Source organism: Streptosporangium jomthongense, from assembly GCF_042650425.1.
Classification (GTDB): Bacteria; Actinomycetota; Actinomycetes; order Streptosporangiales; family Streptosporangiaceae; genus Streptosporangium.
Window position 1 is genome coordinate 26,619 of sequence record NZ_JBHSBC010000005.1, and the last position, 20,674, is coordinate 47,292.

Here is a 20,674-nt window from a genome sequence, read left to right on the forward strand (position 1 = left end):
ACCTTGCCTCCCACATCGAACGACGGCGGGTGGAGACGGTTCACGTACGACGCGCTCGCAAGGGGCGATTTTCCGCCAGAACGAACATCAGTATGTGACCACGATAAAACGACACGCAATGATTCCGAGTGCCGAGGAGAAATGTTCATCGCCCGTCGGCGTCGCGTATTCCACGCGTTAATTCGGACCGTGTCCGAAACCGTGTCCACGCGAAAGCCCGGCGAACTCGTTCGTCCGCCGGGCTCCCACGCGTTCAGCCGACCGTGGCGGCCTTCTCCCCCGTCTTCACGTCCGTGGGCAGGTCCACACTGTCCCGCAGCCTGATGGGCTTGAGGAACAGCGCGGCGACCACGCCGACCATGGCCACGGCCGCCGAGATGAGGAAGATGTGCCCGGTGGCGTCGCCGTACGCGGCCCGCACGACCTCCTTGATCGGCTCGGGCAGGGCCTGGATGTTGAGGGTGCTGCGCCCACCCCCGGCACCCGAGGCCCCGATCCCGGCCTTGGCCAGGCCCTCGGCGATGCCGGTCGCGACCTGGTTGGCCAGGACGGCGCCGAGGACCGAGACACCGATGGTGCCGCCGAGGGAACGGAAGAAGGTGACCGCACCGCTGGCCGCGCCGAGTTCGCTCAGCGGGACGGTGTTCTGGATGGCCAGCACGAGGTTCTGCATCGACATGCCGACCCCGGCGCCGACCAGCACCATGGCCCCGGCGATGAGCGGCAGCGAGGTCTGGTGGTCCATCGTGGACAGCACGAGGAACCCGGCCGTGAGCACGATCGCGCCGGTCACGATGTACGGCTTCACCCGGCCGCTCCTGGAGATCATGCGCCCGGAGACGGTCGAGGAGACCAGCACGCCGAGCATCATGGGGATCGTGAGCAGACCCGCCTCGGTGGGGCTGTAGCCACGGCCGATCTGGAAGTACTGGCCGAGGAAGACCGAGCCGCCGAACATGGCCATGCCGACCGCGAGGCTGGCCAGGATGGCCAGGGCCGGGGTACGGCGGCGGATGATCCGCAGCGGGACGACCGGTTCGGCGACCCGCGACTCGACCCAGGTGGCCAGCACCAGGAGCAGCGCACCGCCCCCGGCCATGGCCGCGGTCTGCCAGGACAGCCACTCGAAGGAGTTTCCGACGAAGGTGACCCAGATGAGCAGGACACTGACCCCGGCGGCGATCAGTGTGGCGCCCACGTAGTCGATCCTGACGTCCGTACGGCGCACGGTGACCACCCGCAGCGTCTTGTGCAGCAACGCGAAGGCGACCACGGTGAACGGCACCGCCACGAAGAAGCACCAGCGCCAGCCGAGCCAGGAGGTGTCGGCGATCAGGCCGCCGAGCAGCGGTCCGGCGACGGTCGCGACGGCCATGACACCGCCGAGGTAGCCGTTGTAGCGTCCACGCTCCTTGGGGCTGATCATCGCGGCGATGATGACCTGCACCAGGACCTGCAGGGCACCCATGCCCAGGCCCTGGACGGCGCGGAAGGCGATGAGCTGGGCGGTGTTCTGCGCGAAACCGCAGGCCAGCGAGCTGACCATGAAGATGACGATGGAGACCTGCAACAGCAGCTTCTTGCTGAACAGGTCGGCGAGCTTGCCCCAGATCGGTGTCGAGGCCGTCGAGGCGAGCAGCGAGGCGGTGACCACCCACGTGTACTGCGACTGGGTGCCGTTGAGCGCGCCGATGATCTGCGGAAGCGCCACGGACACGATCGTGCTGCTGATCATCGCCACGAACAGGACGAGCAGCAGACCGCTCAACGCCTCCAGGATCTGACGATGGCTCATGCGAGCGGTCTCTGTGTGGGCGCCCACGCACACACCTCCAAAGCGGTGGAAACAGGATGACCATGACACCTTACATGCCCACTGGGAAAGTTTGCGCACTGGGCATCTTTTCCCGGAGGGTGAGATACTGACGCCATGGAGAGCACAGCGGGACTGCGCGAACGCAAGAAGGCCGAGACCAGGCAGGCCGTCCACGAGGCCGCGCTACGGCTGTGCGCAGAACACGGCCTGGACAACGTCACCGTCGAGGCCATCGCCGACGCCGCCAACATCTCCCGGCGGACCTTCTCCAACTACTTCGCCGGCAAGGAGGACGCCCTCCTGTACGGCGACGAGCGGCGCATCAGGCTGCTCGTCGAACGGATCCGCTCCCGGCCCCCCGAGGAGCCCGCCTGGCAGGCGCTGCGCGGAGCCGTACGGGACCTCTACGGCGAACTCGGCGACCCCGACGTCGCCTGGGCGGTGCGCGCCCGGCTCGCCAAACAGCACCCGTCCCTGCTGGCCAGGCAGCTGGCCAACCACGCCGCCCTGGAACGCGACCTGGTCCAGGCCATCACCGACCGCGACGGCTCGACCGACACCGTACGGCCCCGCGTCCTGGCGGCCGGGTTCCTCGTCGCCCTGCGCATCGCCACCCACCTGTGGACCGACGAACAGGAACCCCGCCCCCTCCAGGAGGTCATGGAACAGGTTCTGGACCAGATGTCGGCGCCTTTCTAAGCAGTGTCTCTTTTGCGACGCCTTCGGCGTCGCGGGCTTGGGCGCCTTCGAGTCGGTGTCTTCCCTCGTCACTCCGTCGCTGCGCTCCTGCGTTCCTCAGTCCAGACACCGACGCGCCCAAGCCGACACTCCTCCCACTTGGCGCCGGGAAAGCACAAGGCGTACCTCTTTGCTCCGCCTGGCGGCGTCGCGGGCTTGGGCGCCCCGAGTCGGTGCTTTCCCTCGTCACTCCGTCGCTTCGCTCCTGCGTTCCTCAGTCCAAGCACCGACGCGCCCAAGCCGACACTCCTCACACTTGGGGCCGGTAACCCCAACCCCTTCACCGACGATGAGGTCGGGCCGACTTCTTCGGATGACGCGGTCTTCGGTCCTCAGGCGTCCAAGCCGACGCTCTTCACGCCTGGGGCCGATAACCTCAACCGGTTCGGGCCGGCTTTCCTCGGATGGCGCGGGCTTCGGTGCTGATCGCCCTTGGTTGGTCAACGGCTGCTGGAGACCTCACCCGCTCAGCGACCACGACACCGGACGTCGAAACAGGACCTGACCCCCACTCCCTAGACCGTCACCCCGCCCCGAATCCGTGATCCGGCTTCGGACCGGAAGGCCCGTTCCTACGTAGGATCGAAGATCCATATGAAACGGGAGGGCCTTTGCCGGCGCCGTACCGTTCGATCCTGGCCCTGCCCGGAGCGCTCGCCTTCTGCGGGGCGGGGCTGCTGGCCAGGATGCCGGCCTCGATGATGGGGCTGAGCCTGCTCCTGCTGCTGTCCGCCGAGCGGGGGTCGTACACGCTGGCCGGGCAGGTCACCGCCGCCTACGTCTTCCTCGCCGCCGTCGTCAGCCCCTTCCAGGCGCGGCTGGTCGACCGGCTCGGGCAGCGGGCCGTACTGCTTCCGCTCACCCTGGTCAACCTGGTCGCCAAGGGCGCGATGGTGCTCTCGATCGCCTCGGATCTGCCCTCGCCGTTCCCGCAACTGTGCGCGGCGGCGGGCGGCGCCACCTCCCCGCTGGTCGGCGCCTACGCGCGGGCCAGGTGGAGCGCGTTGCTCAGGGACCGGCCCGAGCTTCGTGCCGCCTACGCCCTGGAGTCGCTGGTCGAGGATCTCTGCGCGGTCGTCGGCCCACCACTGGCCGCCCTCCTGGCCGACGCCTTCTCCCCGCTGGCCGGGCTCGTCCTGGCGATCGGCTGCGGCTTCGCCGGGACGGTGCTGTTCGCGGCGCAACGTCGTACGGAACCACCGCGTAGACCCCCGGGCCAGCGGACTCGCGAGCCGCTGGGCGTGGCGCGGCTCGGCCCGGTCTGCCTCACCACGGCCGGGCTCGGTCTCCTCTCCGGGAGCGTCAACTTCACGGTCGTCGCGTTCTGCTCGGAACAGGGCGTGCGCGGGCTGAGCGGCCTGGTGCTCGGGGCCGTCGCGGGCGCCTCGGTCCTGGCCGCGCTGTTCGTCGGCGCCGTAGGTCTCCCGCCCCGCCGCCTCGTACGGCTCGCCGCCCTGGCGACGGCCGCCCTCAGCGCCGCCCTGCCCCTCGCGGCGGCCGTCCCCTCGGGGGCGGTCGTCCTGGTCGGCGTGGCCGTGACGCTGCTGGCGTTCGCCGCCGCGCCCACCACGATCGCGAGTTTCACCCTGGTCGAACGGCTCGTTCCCGCCTCACGGCTCTCCGAGGGGATCGCCTGGACCACCTCGTTCCTCCTGGGCGGCTACGCCCTCGGCGGCGCGCTCACGGCCGTGGTGATCGACAACTTCCACGCCGGTTTCCTCGTCCCTCCCGCGGTGGCTCTGGTGACGGCCTGTTGCGCCTTCCTGATCCCGCGAACCCCTTCGGCCTCTCTTCAGCCGACTCGCTGAAGCCCGGTCACCCGCCGGAGGGAGCACCTTGACCCGGCGTATGGTCACCTCGCCGCCGAAATTTAGTCAATAACTTTGACTATCAATGATCCTTACTATAGCGTGATCGTCATCACCGGACGTGCTTCACCAGGGGAGAAGACGACAATGACGATCACCGTGGAACTCACCCGCTTCCGTGTCGCCGCCGACCGCGCCCAGGCGCTGCTCGACGCGCGACCCGCGATGCTGACCGACTTCGCCGCCGACCGCGCCGGATTCCTCGGCGCCAGGCTGATCCGCCTGTCCGACGACGAGTGGCTGGACATCGTGGACTGGCGCTCCCCCGAGGATTTCGCGGCCTCACGTGCCAAGGGCGCGAACCTACCGGGAATCGCCGCCTTCTTCGCGGCGATCGACGAACTGGTCAGCATGGAGGAGGGCCGCCAGGAGACATGACTTCTCGGCGCCGGTGCCCGTACAGGATGGCAGGCCGCACCATGCCATGGCCGACGCACTCGTTGGCTTCGGGAAAGCCCCCAGATATCCCGGACCAACGCGATTCGAGGCGTTCGGGAAACGCATGATCGTGACCGCATAGGGTCCGGGGCATGGCTGAGAACTGGCAGACGGACAGGATCGGAAGCGCGTTGCGGGACGAGAACCCCACCGTGCTGCGGCGGCTGGACTCCGGATTCGCAGTGATCGGGGATGTTCAGTTCCTGCCGGGATACTCGGTGCTCCTGGCGGACGACCCAACCGTGGAGAGGTTGTCGGACCTGCCGAAAGGCAGACGGCAGGCTTTCCTGTCCGACATGGATGACCTGGGGGAGGCCGTCGAGCGGGCCTGCCGACGTCTCGACCCAGCCTTTCGCCGGGTCAACCTGGAGATCCTTGGCAATACCGACGCCTTCCTGCACGCTCATGTATGGCCAAGGTTCGACTGGGAGCCGGCGGACCTTGTGAGCAAACCCGTCTGGCTCTACCCCCGCGACAACTGGCACGACAACCGCTTCGCCCTCGGCCCGCAACACGATGCCCTGCGAGAAACGATCAGTGAAGAACTCGACCGACTACGCCTCTAGTCAGTCGAAGAGCGCCCCGATCAGGGCGCCCTGGCCGGACTGGAGGACGTGGGCGTCTTCCAGTGGAATCCAGAAGCACTCGAAATCGGTGGGCTCCCGCTCGCCGTCGTGAAGCTCCTGGCCGGCCCACCGCTCCGGTGTGGGCTCGGCGAGCTCCAGCTGGAAGACGTGGCGGTGTTGGATCTCGAACCGGTAGGGGCTGATGTCGTAGACGACCTCGCCCAGCTTCCTGACGATCCCGAACCCGGTGAAGCCCGTCTCCTCCCGCGCCTCGCGAAGCGCGGCCTCCTCCGGAGCCTCCCCCGGCCTGACGCTTCCTGCGGGAACCTGAATTCCGACCTCCTCATAGCTGCAGCCGATGTGCCGGAAGACCAGCAACCGCCCGTCACGAACGACGTAGCACAGGACCTTGTCCTTCACGACCTTGTCCGTCACCGGTTTCCCCTCCATTAATGAGGACCATTGGGGACGTCCAGATTAAGGACACCGGCAAAAAGAACTTGAACACCCCGACGCCAAACATGAAGAGTTCCAACCGAACGCCCCGGCCCCATGTGTGAGAAGTGTCGGCTTGGGCGCGTCGGTGTCTGGACTGAGGAGTGAGGGAGCGCAGCGGACGAACGACGAGGGAAGACACCGACCCGAAGCGCCCAAGCCCGCGACGCCGCCAGGCGTCGCAAAGAAACACAACTTGGGCGCGTCGGTGCTTGGACTGAGGAACGCAGGAGCGAAGCGACGCAGAGACGAAGGAAAGCACCGACCCGAAGCGGCCAAGCCCGCGACGCCGAAGGCGGAGCAAAGAAACACAGCTTGGAGAGAGGCGACGGAATGACGAAGGAAAGCTCCGACCCGGAGCACCAAAGGCGTCTGCCCAGGGTGCTCAAACCCATCGACGCCAGCGGGCATCACGAAGAGACGGAGATGCACATCAAGTCCCGGCCTGGGCTCGCGCCCAAGCCCGTGAGGCCTCCTGCCGTCGCCAACAGGCAGGACGAGCCCTTCACCCTCGGTGAGCTGACCCTGTGCACCGATGTACGGCCCGCCGACTGGGCCGTCTCCGCCACGCTCCCCTTCGACTGGAACATCGTGGCGTGCATGTTGCCGCCGGTCTTCGGGGCCTATGCCCGGCTGTTCCATCCGCCGCGCATAACCGTGGGTGACGTCGAGCAGGAGATCTCCTGGAGGGAGGTGGCCCTCGCCAACGGGCGCGTCCCGCATCCCGGGATGCAGTGGCCGTACATCACCGGTGCATGGAGCTTCTTCAACGACGAGCAGCCGGGCATCTGGAGCTATCCGCCCGAGGAGGGAACACTGCCGTCACGGCAGGTCGCCCGGCTGGTCCACCTGCTCTCCCCGCGCACCACCACCCCCGAGCGGTGCTGGTTCGCCGTCTGGGAGGGCTTCGGCGACCTCAACCTCCCCGTGGAGGACGAGGAGATCCCCAGGGTCGAGATGCCCGCGCGGTCGATGCTCCTTCTGGAAGGGCCACTGGGGGCGGCGACCACCTCGCTTTCCGACATCCCATGGTCGGGTCGGTACGCCAGTCTGTGGTGGCCGCAGGACCGGGCCTGGTGCGTCGCCACCGACGTGGACCTGATGACCACCTACATCGGCGGCAGTCCGGAGTGCGTCGCGGCCCTGCTGGCCGACGAGGAACTGGAGATCATGGAAATCCCCGTCGACCAACGCCTGTCCTGGGGCAGCGACACCGTCAACCCGCCTCCCACCGGCAAGAGCCCCTGGTGAGACAACACACGGCCGCCACATGGCGAGACGCCCAGCCGAACGTCCGGCTTGGATCAGCGATCTTGGACGACGGCTACGTGCCCTGCCCGTCCGGCGTTTCGGGAAGCCGGCCGACCATCTTGCCCTCGGAGTCCAGCACCTTGATCATCGGGTTGTCGTCGCCGTCGATCTCCAGCACGATCCTTGGGCGTCCTCGCGAGTCACTGAGCACCAGGAAAGCCCCTTCCGGGGTGCTGTAGCCGAGCTGGACGCGAGGCGGCATGGCGGGCACCCGGTCGATCGGGAGCGCCGGATCGGGCATGTGCTTCATCTCCAGCATCGCCGCGCCGTGAACGCCCTCCCAGCGGGTGGCCAACGTGATCGCCTGCGCGTTGGTGTAGTCGAGCGAGATGCCGGCCCCGACGGAGGAGGAGACGATTCCTCCTTTCTCGTTGCCGTCGCCGTCATTGAAGATCAGGTAGGTGCCTTCTGGTCCCTGGCGCTGGTCGGCGGGATACGTCCTACCTCCGCTGCTGATCGGGGGTTTGCTCGAACTCACCAGGAAACGCTGCCGGCCCCGGCGGTCCACCACCCGGAACGACTTCCTGGCCTGCTCCCCGGAGGTCTCCGCCTGGGCGGTTCCGCTGCCCGCCATCACGGTCGTGCCACCCACCAACAGCGCGGCCGCCGCTCCGATCGCAGCCCGCCGATCACACTGCCCCATCTCCCGTTTCCCTTCTCGCCGGAGGGCAACAGTGGATCATCCGGGCACCGCCGTGTCCCTGCGGCCAGCATGAAGATCACGGGTAGGGACTACCCCCCTGCGCTTGCCCCTTTGCGCGCTACCAGGCAGAGCAAAGAGACATGCCTTGTGCTTTCCCGGCCCCAAGTGTGAGGAGTGTCGGCTTGGGCGCGTCGGTGCTTGGACTGAGGAACGCAGGAGCGAAGCGACGGAGTGACGAGGGAAAGCGCCGACCCGAAGCGCCCAAGCCCGCGACGCCGCCAGGCGTCGCAAAGAAACACAACCCGCGACGCCGCAGGCGGCGCAAAGAGTCACCGTTCCTCTTCGGAGTCCTTGGGTACCTTGCAGCAGTGTTCGAGGTAGAGGGCGGCGCCGATCAGGAGGACGCACGAGACGAACGAGCCGCCCGCGATCATGAAGTCCTGGCGGGGGATCTCCTGCTCAAGGAGTTCGGCGGTGTAGAGGGTGAATCCGGCGAACATGCCCCCGAAGACCGCCCCCGCGTACGCCGACGCCTTGGCCAGCGCCGCGAGGCGGGCGACCGCGAGCGGTTCGACGGGCTTGGTGTCCGGCTTCCGTTCGATCCTCGCCCGGGTCATCCACCCGCTGTAGGCCTCACCGATCGCCAGCAGCAAAACCGTGGGGATCGCCGTCCACGGCACCCTCGGCAGGATCGAGTAGAACGGCCTCAGCAACGCCCACGACACGATGGCGCACACGACGAGAACACCGACGAGCACCCCGGGACGGCTCGGCCTCACTCCGGCCTCTGGAGGGTCAGGTCTGGGCGAAGCCGTACAGAGGTCTGATCCAGGTCGGCGAGCAACTCCGTGATCCCACGCCCGCCGAGTACGGCGTCCGGGTCGATCTGGGCCCAGGGGACCAGCACGAAGGCGCGCTCGTGCGCCCTGGGGTGCGGCAGCGTCAGCTCGGGGGTGTCGGAGGTCAGGTCGCCGACCGCGATCAGATCGACGTCCAGGGTGCGCGGGCCCCAGCGTTCGGCGCGGACCCTGCCGAAGACGTTCTCCACGTTCAGAGCACGTTCGAGGAGTGCCCTGGGTTCCAGGGTGCTGGAGGCGATGACCACCACGTTGAGGTACGGCCCCTGCTCGGGCCCCCCGACCGGGTCCGTCTCGTAGACCGGGGAGACCGCGACGAACTCCAGCTCCGAGGAGTCGAACAGCGAGTCGAGCGCGCCCTGCAGCGTGTCGAACCGGTCGCCCAGGTTACTGCCGAGGGCCAGCACGATCTTCATGATCTGCTCCTGATGATCGTCACGACCACGTCGTCGAACGGCAGCGGGATGGGTGCGGCGGGTTTGTGCACGCTCACCTCGGCCGACCGAACCGCCTCACGGGCCAGGCAGACGTCCGCCAGGCGCTGGGCCAGCGTCTCGATCAGGTTCACCGGCTCACCCTCGACGACCTTGACCAGGTCCTGGGCGAGCTCTCCGTAGTCGACGGTCTTGTCGAGGTCGTCGCCCTCGGCGGCCGGGGCGGTGTCGAGGAGGAGCGTGACGTCCACCACGAACTCCTGGCCGAGCTCCCGCTCGGCGGCCAGCACGCCGTGGCGCCCCCGCGCCCTCAGGCCCCTGACGCTGATCCGGTCCGTCACGCGGCTTCCTCCTCCTCGTCGTCGTCGGTTTGCAGAACGGGAGATCCGTGGTGCAGCCAGAGCCGCCATCCACCGGAGGTCCTGACGAAGGTGTTGCTCGCCACGACCTTTCCCGCCGCAAAGCTGGAATCACCCTCGTCGCCCGCGGTGAGGATGTTCTCCTCACAGGTGAGGATCGCCACGTCCCCGAGCACCATGACGCGGACGTCGGTCAGCACGAACTGGATGTAGGGCGTGTTGGCCATGATGAGCGCCCAGGAGCGCAGCACCTCCTGGCGGCCGTTGATGATCGGCCACCCCGGGTGCACGCAGCTCACCTGGTCACCTTCGAGGTCCTCGGCCCAGATCTCGGTCATGCGGTCGAGGTCGGCGTTCTCGATCGCGGTGTAGAACGCCTGGTTGACCGTCTCGACGGCGGTGGTGTCGACGCTCATGATCTCGCTCTCTGAACTGCTGCGGCCACGCGGACGGCGTCCGCGTTCGGGCGTACGTCGTGCACTCGAACGCACCAGGCCCCCGCCTGCGCGGCGAGGGCGGTCACGGCGATCGTGGCGTCGTCGCTCTGGCCGAAGGGTCGGGGGGTACCGTCCTGGTCGGCCAGCAGACGGCCGAGAAAACGCTTGCGTGATGCTCCGATGAGCAGGGGGTATCCCAGCTCGGCGAGGTGGTCGATGCCCGCGAGCACGGCCCAGTTGTGGTCGGAGTTCTTCGAGAAGCCGATCCCGGGGTCGAGCACGATCTGACTCTCCGCGACCCCTTCGGCGAGCACGGAGGCGACCCGCTTCGACAACTCCTCGCGAACCTCGGTCACAACATCACCGTAGATCGCCCGGCTGTCCATCGAGTGGCTGTGGCCGCGCCAGTGCATCACCACGTACGGCACGCCGGCGGCGGCCACCACTCTCGGCATCTCCGGGTCGGCCAGGCCGCCGCTGACGTCGTTGACGAGCTTCGCACCCGCGTTGACCGCCGCCTGCGCGACCTCGGCCCGCATGGTGTCGACACTGACGGTGACGCCTTCTCGGCTCAACGCCCTGATGACCGGTTCGACCCTGGCCAGCTCCTCGGCGAGCGAGACCCTGGCCGCACCGGGCCTGGTGGACTCGCCGCCGACATCGACGATGTCCGCACCCTGTTCGACCAGCTCAAGCCCATGCCGTACGGCCGTCGCCACGTCGAACCACTGTCCTCCGTCGGAGAAGGAATCAGGGGTGACGTTGACCACGCCCATCACCAGGCAGCGGCCCTCGCTGGGCAGCCCCGGCACACTCCACGTAGTCATGCGGACAAGCCTAGGCGTTGTCCGCCCTTCGCCCATATCGCGGGTCCGGCTTGTGTCATACCAAGGGATCCCGCCCGGTGTGCGACGGGTGGCACAAGGTGCGAAGTGTCCGGACTGGAGGGGCTGGAGCAGGCTGGACCTTGGCAAGTCTGGCGATATCAGCCCGAGCACGATCAGAGACTAGCCTTCCCTCCCCCGCCTCGTCCCCCTTTCCCGCACCCCTTCCTTGGGCTCCGAAACAGATGCCGTTCATCCCCATAAATCACTGAAAACCTCCACAAATCCTCCTAAGGCCCACCGTCAGTCCGTGGGGAGCAGCGTCCCGAGAGGGCCGAGGTCGAGGTTGAGATCGGCGGGGGACAGGTCGAAGTGCTCACACAGTTCCTTCATCGCGCCTTCGAGGCGCATCAGCGTCAGGCCCAGTGTCTCGATCTGCTCGTCGGACAGGTCCCCCTGTTCCATCCGTCGCACGCACTGCCGCTCCATCAGCTGACGCACCAGTTCGACGAGGGTGAGGACGAGGCACGTCAGGTCGCGCTCGACCCGCTCGGGGTCGGTGTCGAGGCGCCAGCCGTCCCGCCGTACGGCGGAGCGCCTCTTCTCCGGCCGCGTCCCGCGCGGCCAGGTCACCCTTGATCGGGCCGCCCCCGAAAGCACCCCGGCCGACCATGTCGTCCTGGACCGTGCCGTCCCCTGCCTCGGGCCGCCGGACACGGGCGGCTCATCTCCTGACCGGTTCACCGAGGCCCTCCGGATCGATCATGGTCGCCTCCGTGATGGACGTGATCAGCACGCGGAGGGAGATCCGTACGAGATCGACGTCGGCGATGGACAGGACGAGGTCGCCGGTCACCACGACGCCACCCGCCAGCAGCCGGTCCAGGAGATCGACGAGCGCCACCCGCTCCGGTGGCAACCGTCCCCGCCGGGTCAGCTCGGCTCCCCGGGAGACCTCAGACGTCATCCGGCGCCTCCGCCGTACCAAGGTCGATGTCGGTGAAGGAGTAGGGGGCCCACGGGCCGGTGAGCTCCAGGTCGAGACCCCGCCCACGGAGGGTGTCGAGAGTCGCGACGAACTCGTCGGCGAGGTCGTCGTCGACCAGATAGGCACCGTTGAGCACCATCCACTCCTCACGTCCCGAGAGTTCGGGGTCCTGGGGGCGGTGACGTCTGCTCGCCACGGCGACGGCGGACAACGCGGCGTCGACCCGCTCGGCCTCGGTCGCCGCGTGGCGCCACGCGGTGCCCCGGTCGTGCAGGCTCGCCTGGCGCCGTTTCAGGTAGGCCGTTCCCGGGCTCTCGCCCTCCTGCTCCCGCCCGCCGGACGGCGGGGTCCCCGCGGGCTGCCCCGCGTACGCCTTCACCCCCCACTCCCTGCGCCCGGCGACGTGGGAGAGCACCTCGGCGAAGTCGTCGTGCCGCCGTTCCAGCAGGGCGCTCACCTGCTCCTCGCCGGTGTAGACCGTGACAAGCCGCACCGGGGCCGTCGCGACCGCCTCCGAGACGGCCTCGACGACACGGTGGTGAGCGCGGGCGGTGGCCTCCACCCAGTCCAGGTCCTCCAGCGAGCGCCGGAGCGGCTCCTCCCCGAACCGGTCGAGCGGTACGGCGCTGACGTACGCGACCAGACCGGCGTGCTCGATCGTCCTCACCGGCGCGCCGCCCACCCCCTCCAGACCGGACGGGTCGGGGCCGCCCGCGCCGTGTGCGATCGCGTACACGTATGTGCCGGTCTCAGTCACGGCCCTCCCTCGGCACGCGTGACCGCTCTCCGGTGGCCCCGCCGCGCGTCACGCCCCTGAGGTCCTCCCGCGCCTCGACGAGCCCGTCCTCCTCAAGCGCGGTGAGCCGCCTGCGGAGCCTGCGGTTCTCCTCAACCAGGTCGCGGTCCTTCGAGGTCAGCCACGGATCGTGCTCCCACCAGTCGATGCCCAGCTCGCGAGCCGTGTCCACCGAGGCGATCAGCAGGCGCAACTTGATCGTGAGCAGCTCGATGTCCAGCAGGTTCACGCGGATGTCTCCCACGATCACCACGCCTCTGTCGAGCACGCGTTCCAGGATGTCGCCCAGGCTGGTCGTCTCCCGTCCGGCGAGCGACCTGCTGCCGTATCCCTGGGGCACCGTGGAACCGGGTCGTACCGGATTGGTCATCTCACGGCCCCTCACTGTCTCCCCTGCCGCGCCTGTAGCGCCGTGTCCTGCGGTAGGACAGCAGGTCTCCCTCCCGGTCCAGTTCGACCTCGTAGAGCGCCAGGACGTCCCCGGAGGAAGGAACGCGACGGTCCTCGACGACCTCGACCCCGACGAGCCAGCCGTCCTCCTTCGGCTGCACGAACGTGACGCCCTCGACCACCTTCGCGGTCAGCTCGGTGATCTCCCGTACGGCGACCCGGCCCACGGTCCCCGCGGTGAGACGCCGCCCTCTGGTCCGCGGAGGCTCCTCCTCCTCAAGGGGTTCCTCGTCGTAGAGGTCGTCGGAGACGTCCACTTCGGCGATCCGCTCATCGCGGGTTCTGCGCCTGGCCGGCACGGGATCACCCCCTCTCCCCGTCGCCCGGCAGGGCGGTGCCGTCTGTGCCGGGGCGGCCCGTCAACCGTCCGAGGACCCGCGTCACCGCCTCGGTCTCCTCCTCCTCGGTCATCAGACCGGCACGCCTCGCCTCCGCTATCTCCTCCAGCCTCCGCCGGACCCCGGCCGGGCTCCGTGTCTCCAGCTCGACCTGCTCCTCGATCAGCTCCGCGAGCCGGATCAGCCCACGGATCGGAGCGAACGGCAGGCCCAGGGTCAGGCCGAACAGGTCCATCCGTCATCCCTCCCCCGCCTGTGAGGTCGTGACGAAGTCGTACGGTGCCAGCGGTCCGAGCAGCCGTACGGTCACCCGGTCCGCCCACCGGTCGCCGAACTCCTCGACGGCCCGCTCGAACTCCTCCGACCGGTCGGTCTCGATGAGGAACGCCGCGTGCACGGCGTCCTGTTCGTGGGTCGGCTCCCGTACGGCGACGGCGACGCTCAGCGGGGCGAGGGCACCGACGATCTCCTCGGTGTCGGCGTCACGTCTGGCCGCCACACCCTCGCCGAGCAGTTCGCCGAGCCGGATTCGCGCGTCCCATGTCGCGTCCTCTGGCTTGCCGCGAATCCCGTCGAGCAGCCGGGAGGCCTCGGCGTTCTCCGCCAGGACCTCACCGATCACCACCGGTTCGACGTAGCGGCCCCTGACGATGTACTCCGTCCGCCCTTCCAGGTCGTCCAGCGCGTCGCGGAACGCGTCGTGGTTGGGAGCGAGCAGTTCGTCGACGACCGCCCCGTCATCGGTCAGCACCGCTCCGAAGCGGAGCGGCAGCACCGGTACCTCGGCGGCGGCCTCGTCCAACAGCCGTTGATGGGCGAAGAGGTCCTCCGGCCTGCCGAGCGGGCGGTCCAGCGCGATCTCGCTCGTCAGGGCGGCGATCTCGCCGTGCCGTACCAGCCGGATCCGTCCGGGCGGGTCACCGACCCCCCTGGCGTCAGGGTCCACCTCGGTGTCGCCCGGCACGATGCCGTAGACGTAGGAGGCGCCGCCTCCCACCTGCCGTACGGCTTCGCCGGTCCCTGCGGTCTCGGTCTCTTTCGTGGAGCGGGGCATCTCAGTCCTCCCGCCTTCGCCGTCTGCGAGGCGCCGGTTCGGGTTCCTCCTCGGACTCCTCGGCACCCAGGAAGTCACGCAGCTTGTCTCCCGCCGCGTCCAGCGCCCCCTGCGTGATGCCCTTGGTCTTCGCCCTGCCCACGCCCTGTGTCATGTCCTGCACCACTTCCGGCAGGCCCTTTCCTCCTGTCTGCGTGAGGTCGAGCCGGTTCGCGGCCTCCGCGAAACGCAGATAGGTGTCGACGCTGGCCACGACGATGCGGGCGTCGACCGTCAGAATCTCTATGCCGACGAGCGAGACCCTGACGAAGGCGTCGATCACGAGGCCCTTGTCAAGGATCGTGTCGATGACGTCGGCCAGTCCCGAGGAGGATCCGCCACCCCCTCCCGCCCCCGAAGGTTGCACGATGGTCATCAGCCGCCTCTCCCCGGCTCCGCGATGTCCTCCCGGATCCCACGTCACGTGCTCCGGGCGGCTGCCCGGCGGCGGGCCGGGCGCGGAGCCTCCCTTGTCTTCGTGTCCGCGGCGCGACGCCGGACCGGACGCCTCGGAGTGGCAGCCTCGGCCTCATCGGCCTCATCGGCTTCGTCCGACTCCTCCGGTTCCTCCGACTCTTCGGGCTCTTCGGGCTTCTCGGCTTCGGCGCGGCGGCGCCGTACCGGACGCCTCGCCTGCGCGGACGCCTCTGGCTCCTCCTCGGCCCCGGCGGCGTGTTCGCCGTTCACGGGCGTCGGTTCTCTCTGGTCCTCTTCTGTTTCCTCGGTCTCGGATTCCCTTGACTCCTCCTCCCGCAGGGCGGTCTCGTGGTCCTTGACGACCTTGCTGTCGCGGATCTCGCCACGCCAGCCCTCGACGTCGTCCGGATGGAGCAGCGCCTGCGTCATGACGTGCCGCCGGAAGTGCTTGAACTCCAGGCGTGCCCGCCTGCCCTGCGCCCGCCACAGGTTGCCGGTGCGCTCGAACAGTCCCTGTGGGTGGTACTCCAGGACGAGCAGGACACGGGTCAGGTCGGGGCCGAGCGAGTGGAAGCTCACGGCGCCGTCGACATGGCCCTTGGCTCCCTTGGAACGCCAGATGATGTGCCGGTCGGGGATCTGCTCGACGATGGTCGACTCCCAGGTCCGGTGGGACCAGAAGACCTGTGCCTTCCAGGAGAGTTTCTCCTCGGCCTCCTGCTGAACCCCCTCGACCTTCTTCGTGAAGCTGGGAAAGTCCTCGAACTGGGTCCACTGGTCGTAGACGAGCCGTAGCGGGGCTCCCACGTCGAGTGTCTCGACGATGTTGGTGACCTTGAGCTTCTTCCCCCTGCCGCCCTTGCCGCCACCGGTGACCTTCTGGAGCAGGCCTCCGGCCGCTGTCTTCGCCACCTCCTTGAGCCCGCTGGCCACGGGGTGCTTCGAGCCGATCACCGATCCGACGAGGCCGACCACCCCGCCGTCGCCCTTGTCGACGTAGTCGGTCAGCCGGCCGGTCAGTCCGCCGAGTTTCTCGGTCGCGGACGACAGGAGCCGTTCTCCGAGCGCCTCGGCGAGATTGCGGAGTTCCTCGGTGAGCTGATCGACGGGAAGAGTCTGTGTGTTCCCCTTCGTCCTCGTCTGCTCGGTCATCGCGCCTCATCCCGGACGCGGCGGACGGGACGGTCACGTCGGGAGGCCCTCTCCCGCTGCGGACTCCGGACCCGTACGGCCCGGCCCCGGCCCCGCGGAGGCTCCTCTTCTTCCTCTTCCTCTTCCTCCTCGTCCTCGAACTCGTCCTCCGGTTCCTCCTCGTCCTCGAACTCCTCCTCCTCGTCCTCCGGTTCCTCACGGGACCTGCGTGCCGTACGGCCCCGGCTCTCGGTAGGACGACGCCTCCTCGGACGCGTCTCCTCCTCTTCCTCCTCTTCCTCACTCGCGAGACCACCGGGGACGCGCAGCGACTCGGCGCGTTCGTGAAGCTTGGAGGTCAGTGAGTCGATCTGCCTGCTCGCCGCCGCCCTGGCCGCGGCCTTACCCACGTCGAGCAGTTCGCCTCGCACGTTCTGTGTGAGCTTTTCCAGCTCGGGAGAGGCCCCGAGCTGCTTCAGACCCTGTTGCAGCAGGCCGCCTCCGCCCATGCCCAGCCGACCGGTCGCGCCCGCCGCCGCCAGCGCCAGCGCCGTCCGTAGTTTGTGACGCCGGCCAAGGAAGTAGCCCGCGCCGACCGCCAGGGCCATCTGCACTCCGCATTTCACGATCGCCACCCCTAAACGATCACTCCGTCGTGGAATCCGTCCGCCCGGAGCCTCGACGGGCCACCGGCGGGAAGGAGACGTTGTCCAGGACAAACGTCTGCCGCTTTAAACGTGTCGGAAGCATCTGGTTTCCGAACAGGCTGTCCCCCTACCCGAAAAGCCGACAGAAAAACACATATAGGTAAAAAGTAGACATACCTCGTTTGTAACCTGAAAGGACGTATTTCTCCTGGTTTTTCGTGGCGGCCGGAGGCACCAGTGATCGCGAAGAGCTGGCCGAACCCTCATCCCCGGGAGGTTCGACGGTCGGTGGGACCGCCCTGGGGACGGTCTCCGTCGAGGAGGGCGGTGATGTCGGTTTCGCGGTAGCGGCGGTGGCCGCTGGGGGTGCGCACCGAAGAGATACGGCCGGTGAGGGCCCACCGGTTGACGGTCTTGGGGTCCACGCCGAAGATCCGGGCGACCTCGCCGGGGGTGAGGAGGCGTTCGGTGGTGTCCGGTCCGGTGGAGAAGGTGCCGTCAGGGGCGACGGCCTTGAGTGGGGACATGGGGGCTCCGTAGGGGGTCAGTGGCGGCTTCGGTGGAGCGGCGCCTTTTCGGGGGCGGGCGCCCGGCCCCGAGCCGGGGAGCAGGTGGCCGGGCACCCTGGAGGAGGACCGGCCCACGAATACGGGGCAGGTGCGCCAGACGACTCCCTCTTCCCTGACACACCCCTTTGTCCCGGCGTGTGTGGGAGCCGCCTTGCGGAGGTGTGCGGCCCAGGTCCCTCCCACCTGAGCCGCACGTTCATGGGGTACGGCGAGACGACGTTCCGCCGCCCGCCGTACCGGCTTCTAGGAGCGCAGCAACTCGCGCAACGTCGTGGACCGGCCCGGCACGACGGCCTGACCAGGACATACGGCCTGGACAACCCGGGGGGTCCGAGCGGTCCGAGTCTGGAGAGCGCGAGCGACGGCGACGGCCCGGATGCTCGGCGGCACCGCCGGGGACACCTGGGCGGCCAGCTTGCGGTCCAGTTCCTCAGCCGACCCGGCCCGCACCAGCGGCGTGTCCCCGAGATCCGGCCTGCCGGGAAGAACGCGACGGTAGGCGCTCCACAGGCCGGTCGCCGAGTTGTGGAAGACGAGCCAGTCGGAGTGGACATGCTGTACGGCGTCGCAACTCCGCCGTGCGACACCCGACGTCATGCCGCCCTCCCACCCGGCGAACGCCGTGCCCCGACGGACACCATTGCCTCACCCGGCGAACGCCGTCCCCCGGCAGACACCGTTCCCTCACCCGGCGAACGCCGTCCCCCGGCAGACACCATTCCTTCCCCCGGCGAAGGCCGTTCACCAGCGGGCGCCGGCTCCCCACCCGGCGAACCCCGCTCCCCGCCGACCTCCCCATTCCGCGCCCCGGAAGGCGGACGGCCGGTACCGCCCCTCCTACGCCGAACCGGCGCCGGGGAGGACCGCGGCGAGAGCCGGAACGCCCGGATCATCTCGGCCTCCCGCATCCGCTCCTCCAACCCCTCGGAGGTGGGGTCCTCCACGATCACCGGCCGGGGACCGTCCCAGGCGGCCACCGCGTAGAAGGACCGTCGTCCCAGGCTGTAGAGCACGGTCCAGTCCGCCCACGCCTGGTCGATCCGCTCGGCCTCCGCGCGAGCTGGGCCGTCCCACACCCGCCGATACACCGGCGCGTACGGCTGGCCGTCCCTGTGCCGTCCGGTCACGGGGTCACCCCCGCAACGGCGTCGCGGGCGGTCCTCTCCTGCTCGGCGACGGCCTCCTGAACCTCGTCGAAGGTGTCGGCGTCCACAGCCGACTGCGCCCCGGCCCGTACGGCGACGCGGGGAAAGAGGTGGTTGCGGAAGGCCCAGAACCGGCCCGCGTCACTGATGATCAACCGCCAGCCCGGGATCACCGGACGACCGGGGGTGTCGTGCATGATCTGGACCTCCGTGATCCGACCAGAGGCGTGCCTGGCCAGGGTGATCGCCAGACGGGCCTGCCCTGCGGGACAAGAGAGAAGCCGCGCGCCGTACGGCACAGCCGAAGACCGAGGACCGCGAGCACCAGGCCGACAGACCGTATGAGCATGGGGAACGCGACATCGGTCTCCACGCCGGTATGGCCCGCCGCTCGCAGGCCGTACGCCGTGGCGGTTGGGCTGGCGCGCCCTCGTCCAGGTGATCCCGGATCGAGGAACCCGGGGGAAGGGACGCCGAACCCACCTGGGCAACGGCGGCCGGACCGGCCGGACCGACGCGACAGGCGTGGGCTCCAGAGCCGGAACCGGATCATCCGCAGGAACCGGCTCCACGACACCATCCGGTACAGCGGCCGGGACCGGCGCGGGCGCTTCCACTCCAGGAGCAGACCGACCCTGACCAGGCACGACCGCCCCCACAGGACCATTCGGCACGGCGTTCGCGGCCGGAGCCATCGCAGGCGCCACCGGCTCAGGATCGGGACGACGCTGAGCAGGTACCAGCGGAATCACCTCGGCGGGCGCCACCTCCACCGGAGGCCGAGGCGAGGGAAGAACCTGCGGGCCGTACGCACGACGGGCCTGAAGACGGGCGTTCATCAGCAGCCCGGACGGCTGCACATACTCGTGCTCGTCCTGGTGCGGACAGCCGTGGGTGTAGGGGGAATGGCCGCAGCGGGCGCATCCCATGGGCAGGGGTACGGCACCGGCGAAGCAGCCACAGCCGTCCCGGATCGACGTGTCCGGGCCGAAACCCGGAGCACTAGTCTTGCTCACGTCAGGAGTGCCTTCCTGATCAAGGCCCCGGCCGGTGTTGCCTCACCGCGATTCCGGGGCCGATCTCATGTCGAAGCTGTGACCGCGCGGCCGGTGACCGCCAAGTCCTCGGCCGCGCGGCGTATCACTCGCGAGTGCGACAGACTGGACGACGTGACCGCCACCAATCCACTCGCATTTGTCCGTTATGGTCTTAATGCCCTCTTGTTTATGGGGGCTAAAGTCCATGTGCTCGGACGATAGCCCGCCGTCGACAACGATGCAATAGGGGGGCTAAATTTCGAGTGGACGCGATGTGAAGGACCGATACCTTGGATGCCAGGACGCTGCATGACATCGCAGCCATTTCCGACCCACTTGACCGTGCGCGCGCCGCATCCGCCGCTATGGCAACGCTGCAAGGCCAATCCGTAGAACTTTCCCGAATCCGCCGCGCCGCGATCATCGAGGCCCAGGAGTCCGGCATGAAACAGGACGACATCGCCCGCCACCTGGGAGTGACCCCGGGAAGGGTGAGCCAGATGAAGAAAGCCGGAGCCCCATCCCACCAGGCTCCGACAGGACCCATCGAGCCACGCCCGCGCGTCATCGTGGAGCGGGCGATCCCCACGCCACCGGCGGTACGCGGCTCGAAATCCCTCTATCTCACCGAAGCCGCCAGCCAGGGGCTCAAACCAGAGCGCAAGATGCTCTTCATCGGCCCCGAGCCGGCCAGCGAACACGTGGCCGTCGCCCTACGCGTCGAACCCGGCGACACCGTGATCGCCCGCCGCAAGATGTTCTGGGCCAACGACGTGCCCGTACGGATCTCCACCAGCTACTTCCGCCTCGACGTCGCCCAGGACACCAGGCTGGACAAGCAGGAATTCGTGCTGCCCACCCTCCAGGCCGCGATCGAAGACCTCGGTCACCGCTTCAGCCACGCCACCGAGACACTGACCTCCCGGCCACCTACACCGTACGAAGCCGACCTGCTGGAAGTACCCGGCGAATGGGTGGTACAGGTACTCCGGATCAGCATCAGCACCGACGACATCCCCATCCACGCATTGGAAACTGTCTGCGCGGCCAGCAGACACGTGTTCGTCATCGGACAAGTAGCCGGATTCGACCACTTCTGAGCATCCATCCATCGCCAGACCATTACGGCGGCCGAACAACACCATAAACAGGCACCAAAACCGCTCCTCCGTGTTCGCCGCAATGCGGAGGGGCCTCTCAACACCGCCAAACGGTCACACCTATGGGTCTCTGGAAGTCCAGCCGCAGACAGTCACGAGTTCCGATACGAGGTGAAA

General features: G+C 68.4%; 27 protein-coding genes. 6 read left to right on the plus strand and 21 right to left on the minus strand.

Going from position 1 to position 20,674, the window contains the following annotated elements:
• Positions 1–253: 253 nt before the first annotated feature.
• A complete protein-coding gene (locus ACFOYY_RS07540; protein ID WP_386188863.1) occupies positions 254–1,795 on the minus strand; it encodes an MDR family MFS transporter in 1,542 nt (513 codons plus the stop codon).
• A gap of 135 nt (positions 1,796–1,930) precedes the next feature.
• Between ACFOYY_RS07540 and ACFOYY_RS07545 the strand changes: the two genes are divergently transcribed.
• From ACFOYY_RS07545 to ACFOYY_RS07560, 4 genes are all read left to right on the plus strand, one after another.
• On the plus strand, positions 1,931–2,515 hold the full coding sequence (locus tag ACFOYY_RS07545; RefSeq protein ID WP_352014124.1) for a TetR/AcrR family transcriptional regulator: 585 nt from the start codon (positions 1,931–1,933) through the stop codon (positions 2,513–2,515).
• Between the two features lie 650 nt (positions 2,516–3,165).
• Entirely contained in the window at positions 3,166–4,362 is a 1,197-nt protein-coding gene (locus ACFOYY_RS07550; RefSeq protein WP_386188866.1) for an MFS transporter, read from the plus strand.
• A 147-nt stretch (positions 4,363–4,509) separates the two neighbouring features.
• Positions 4,510–4,800, plus strand: coding sequence for an antibiotic biosynthesis monooxygenase (locus ACFOYY_RS07555; protein ID WP_352014126.1), 291 nt, complete (start codon positions 4,510–4,512; stop codon positions 4,798–4,800).
• A gap of 152 nt (positions 4,801–4,952) precedes the next feature.
• Positions 4,953–5,426: a diadenosine tetraphosphate hydrolase gene (locus tag ACFOYY_RS07560; RefSeq protein WP_386188868.1), complete on the plus strand. Its 474-nt coding sequence runs from the start codon at positions 4,953–4,955 to the stop codon at positions 5,424–5,426.
• Here ACFOYY_RS07560 and ACFOYY_RS07565 read toward each other — a convergent pair whose 3' ends face one another.
• Entirely contained in the window at positions 5,427–5,861 is a 435-nt protein-coding gene (locus ACFOYY_RS07565; RefSeq protein WP_362781001.1) for an NUDIX hydrolase, read from the minus strand.
• 393 nt (positions 5,862–6,254) lie between these two features.
• Between ACFOYY_RS07565 and ACFOYY_RS07570 the strand changes: the two genes are divergently transcribed.
• Positions 6,255–7,172, plus strand: a complete 918-nt coding sequence (locus ACFOYY_RS07570) for a hypothetical protein (protein WP_386188870.1) — start codon at positions 6,255–6,257, stop codon at positions 7,170–7,172.
• Positions 7,173–7,245: 73 nt separating this feature from the next.
• On the opposite strand, the gene ACFOYY_RS07575 is transcribed toward ACFOYY_RS07570, so the two are convergent.
• The 19 genes from ACFOYY_RS07575 to ACFOYY_RS07665 form a co-directional block, all read right to left on the minus strand.
• Positions 7,246–7,875: a hypothetical protein gene (locus ACFOYY_RS07575; protein ID WP_386188872.1), complete on the minus strand. Its 630-nt coding sequence runs from the start codon at positions 7,873–7,875 to the stop codon at positions 7,246–7,248.
• A gap of 329 nt (positions 7,876–8,204) precedes the next feature.
• Entirely contained in the window at positions 8,205–8,654 is a 450-nt protein-coding gene (locus ACFOYY_RS07580; RefSeq protein ID WP_352014131.1) for a DUF3180 domain-containing protein, read from the minus strand.
• Positions 8,651–9,148: a 2-amino-4-hydroxy-6-hydroxymethyldihydropteridine diphosphokinase gene (folK, locus tag ACFOYY_RS07585; protein ID WP_352014132.1), complete on the minus strand. Its 498-nt coding sequence runs from the start codon at positions 9,146–9,148 to the stop codon at positions 8,651–8,653. The genes ACFOYY_RS07580 and folK overlap by 4 nt, the downstream gene beginning before the upstream one ends.
• Positions 9,145–9,507 carry a dihydroneopterin aldolase gene (folB, locus tag ACFOYY_RS07590; protein ID WP_362780988.1) on the minus strand — a complete coding sequence of 121 codons (363 nt, stop codon included), beginning with the start codon at positions 9,505–9,507 and terminating at the stop codon, positions 9,145–9,147. The genes folK and folB overlap by 4 nt, the downstream gene beginning before the upstream one ends.
• Entirely contained in the window at positions 9,504–9,941 is a 438-nt protein-coding gene (locus ACFOYY_RS07595; protein WP_352014134.1) for a nuclear transport factor 2 family protein, read from the minus strand. Before ACFOYY_RS07595 ends, folB begins: the two co-directional genes overlap by 4 nt.
• Complete coding sequence (gene folP / locus ACFOYY_RS07600) at positions 9,938–10,789, minus strand: dihydropteroate synthase (protein ID WP_352014135.1); 852 nt, start codon at positions 10,787–10,789, stop codon at positions 9,938–9,940. The genes ACFOYY_RS07595 and folP overlap by 4 nt, the downstream gene beginning before the upstream one ends.
• 300 nt (positions 10,790–11,089) lie before the next feature.
• Positions 11,090–11,419 carry a gas vesicle protein K gene (locus ACFOYY_RS07605; protein ID WP_386188875.1) on the minus strand — a complete coding sequence of 110 codons (330 nt, stop codon included), beginning with the start codon at positions 11,417–11,419 and terminating at the stop codon, positions 11,090–11,092.
• A gap of 91 nt (positions 11,420–11,510) precedes the next feature.
• Positions 11,511–11,753 (minus strand): gas vesicle protein, encoded by a 243-nt coding sequence (locus tag ACFOYY_RS07610; RefSeq protein WP_352014137.1) that lies wholly within the window; start codon positions 11,751–11,753, stop codon positions 11,511–11,513.
• Entirely contained in the window at positions 11,743–12,531 is a 789-nt protein-coding gene (locus ACFOYY_RS07615) for a GvpL/GvpF family gas vesicle protein (protein ID WP_386188877.1), read from the minus strand. The genes ACFOYY_RS07610 and ACFOYY_RS07615 overlap by 11 nt, the downstream gene beginning before the upstream one ends.
• A complete protein-coding gene (locus ACFOYY_RS07620; RefSeq protein ID WP_352014139.1) occupies positions 12,524–12,940 on the minus strand; it encodes a gas vesicle protein in 417 nt (138 codons plus the stop codon). Before ACFOYY_RS07620 ends, ACFOYY_RS07615 begins: the two co-directional genes overlap by 8 nt.
• 1 nt (position 12,941) lies before the next feature.
• On the minus strand, positions 12,942–13,319 hold the full coding sequence (gene gvpO / locus ACFOYY_RS07625) for a gas vesicle protein GvpO (protein WP_386188879.1): 378 nt from the start codon (positions 13,317–13,319) through the stop codon (positions 12,942–12,944).
• Between the two features lie 4 nt (positions 13,320–13,323).
• Positions 13,324–13,593 (minus strand): gas vesicle protein GvpG, encoded by a 270-nt coding sequence (locus tag ACFOYY_RS07630; protein WP_352014141.1) that lies wholly within the window; start codon positions 13,591–13,593, stop codon positions 13,324–13,326.
• Positions 13,594–13,596: 3 nt separating this feature from the next.
• On the minus strand, positions 13,597–14,412 hold the full coding sequence (locus ACFOYY_RS07635) for a GvpL/GvpF family gas vesicle protein (protein WP_362911167.1): 816 nt from the start codon (positions 14,410–14,412) through the stop codon (positions 13,597–13,599).
• A 1-nt stretch (position 14,413) separates the two neighbouring features.
• The gene (gvpJ, locus tag ACFOYY_RS07640; RefSeq protein ID WP_362780971.1) at positions 14,414–14,827 is read right to left on the minus strand and encodes a gas vesicle protein GvpJ; all 414 of its coding nucleotides are present in this window, start codon (positions 14,825–14,827) and stop codon (positions 14,414–14,416) included.
• A gap of 44 nt (positions 14,828–14,871) precedes the next feature.
• The gene (locus ACFOYY_RS07645; RefSeq protein WP_386188882.1) at positions 14,872–16,020 is read right to left on the minus strand and encodes an SRPBCC family protein; all 1,149 of its coding nucleotides are present in this window, start codon (positions 16,018–16,020) and stop codon (positions 14,872–14,874) included.
• Positions 16,017–16,634: a hypothetical protein gene (locus ACFOYY_RS07650; protein WP_386188884.1), complete on the minus strand. Its 618-nt coding sequence runs from the start codon at positions 16,632–16,634 to the stop codon at positions 16,017–16,019. Before ACFOYY_RS07650 ends, ACFOYY_RS07645 begins: the two co-directional genes overlap by 4 nt.
• A 275-nt stretch (positions 16,635–16,909) precedes the next feature.
• Entirely contained in the window at positions 16,910–17,173 is a 264-nt protein-coding gene (locus ACFOYY_RS07655; protein ID WP_386188886.1) for a BldC family transcriptional regulator, read from the minus strand.
• Positions 17,174–17,458: 285 nt separating this feature from the next.
• Positions 17,459–17,812 (minus strand): hypothetical protein, encoded by a 354-nt coding sequence (locus ACFOYY_RS07660; protein WP_386188888.1) that lies wholly within the window; start codon positions 17,810–17,812, stop codon positions 17,459–17,461.
• Between the two features lie 526 nt (positions 17,813–18,338).
• Positions 18,339–18,557, minus strand: a complete 219-nt coding sequence (locus ACFOYY_RS07665) for a hypothetical protein (protein WP_386188890.1) — start codon at positions 18,555–18,557, stop codon at positions 18,339–18,341.
• Positions 18,558–19,687: 1,130 nt separating this feature from the next.
• On the opposite strand from ACFOYY_RS07665, the gene ACFOYY_RS07670 reads away from it, so the two are divergent.
• Complete coding sequence (locus tag ACFOYY_RS07670) at positions 19,688–20,497, plus strand: UTRA domain-containing protein (protein WP_362911161.1); 810 nt, start codon at positions 19,688–19,690, stop codon at positions 20,495–20,497.
• The last annotated feature ends 177 nt before the right edge of the window (positions 20,498–20,674 follow it).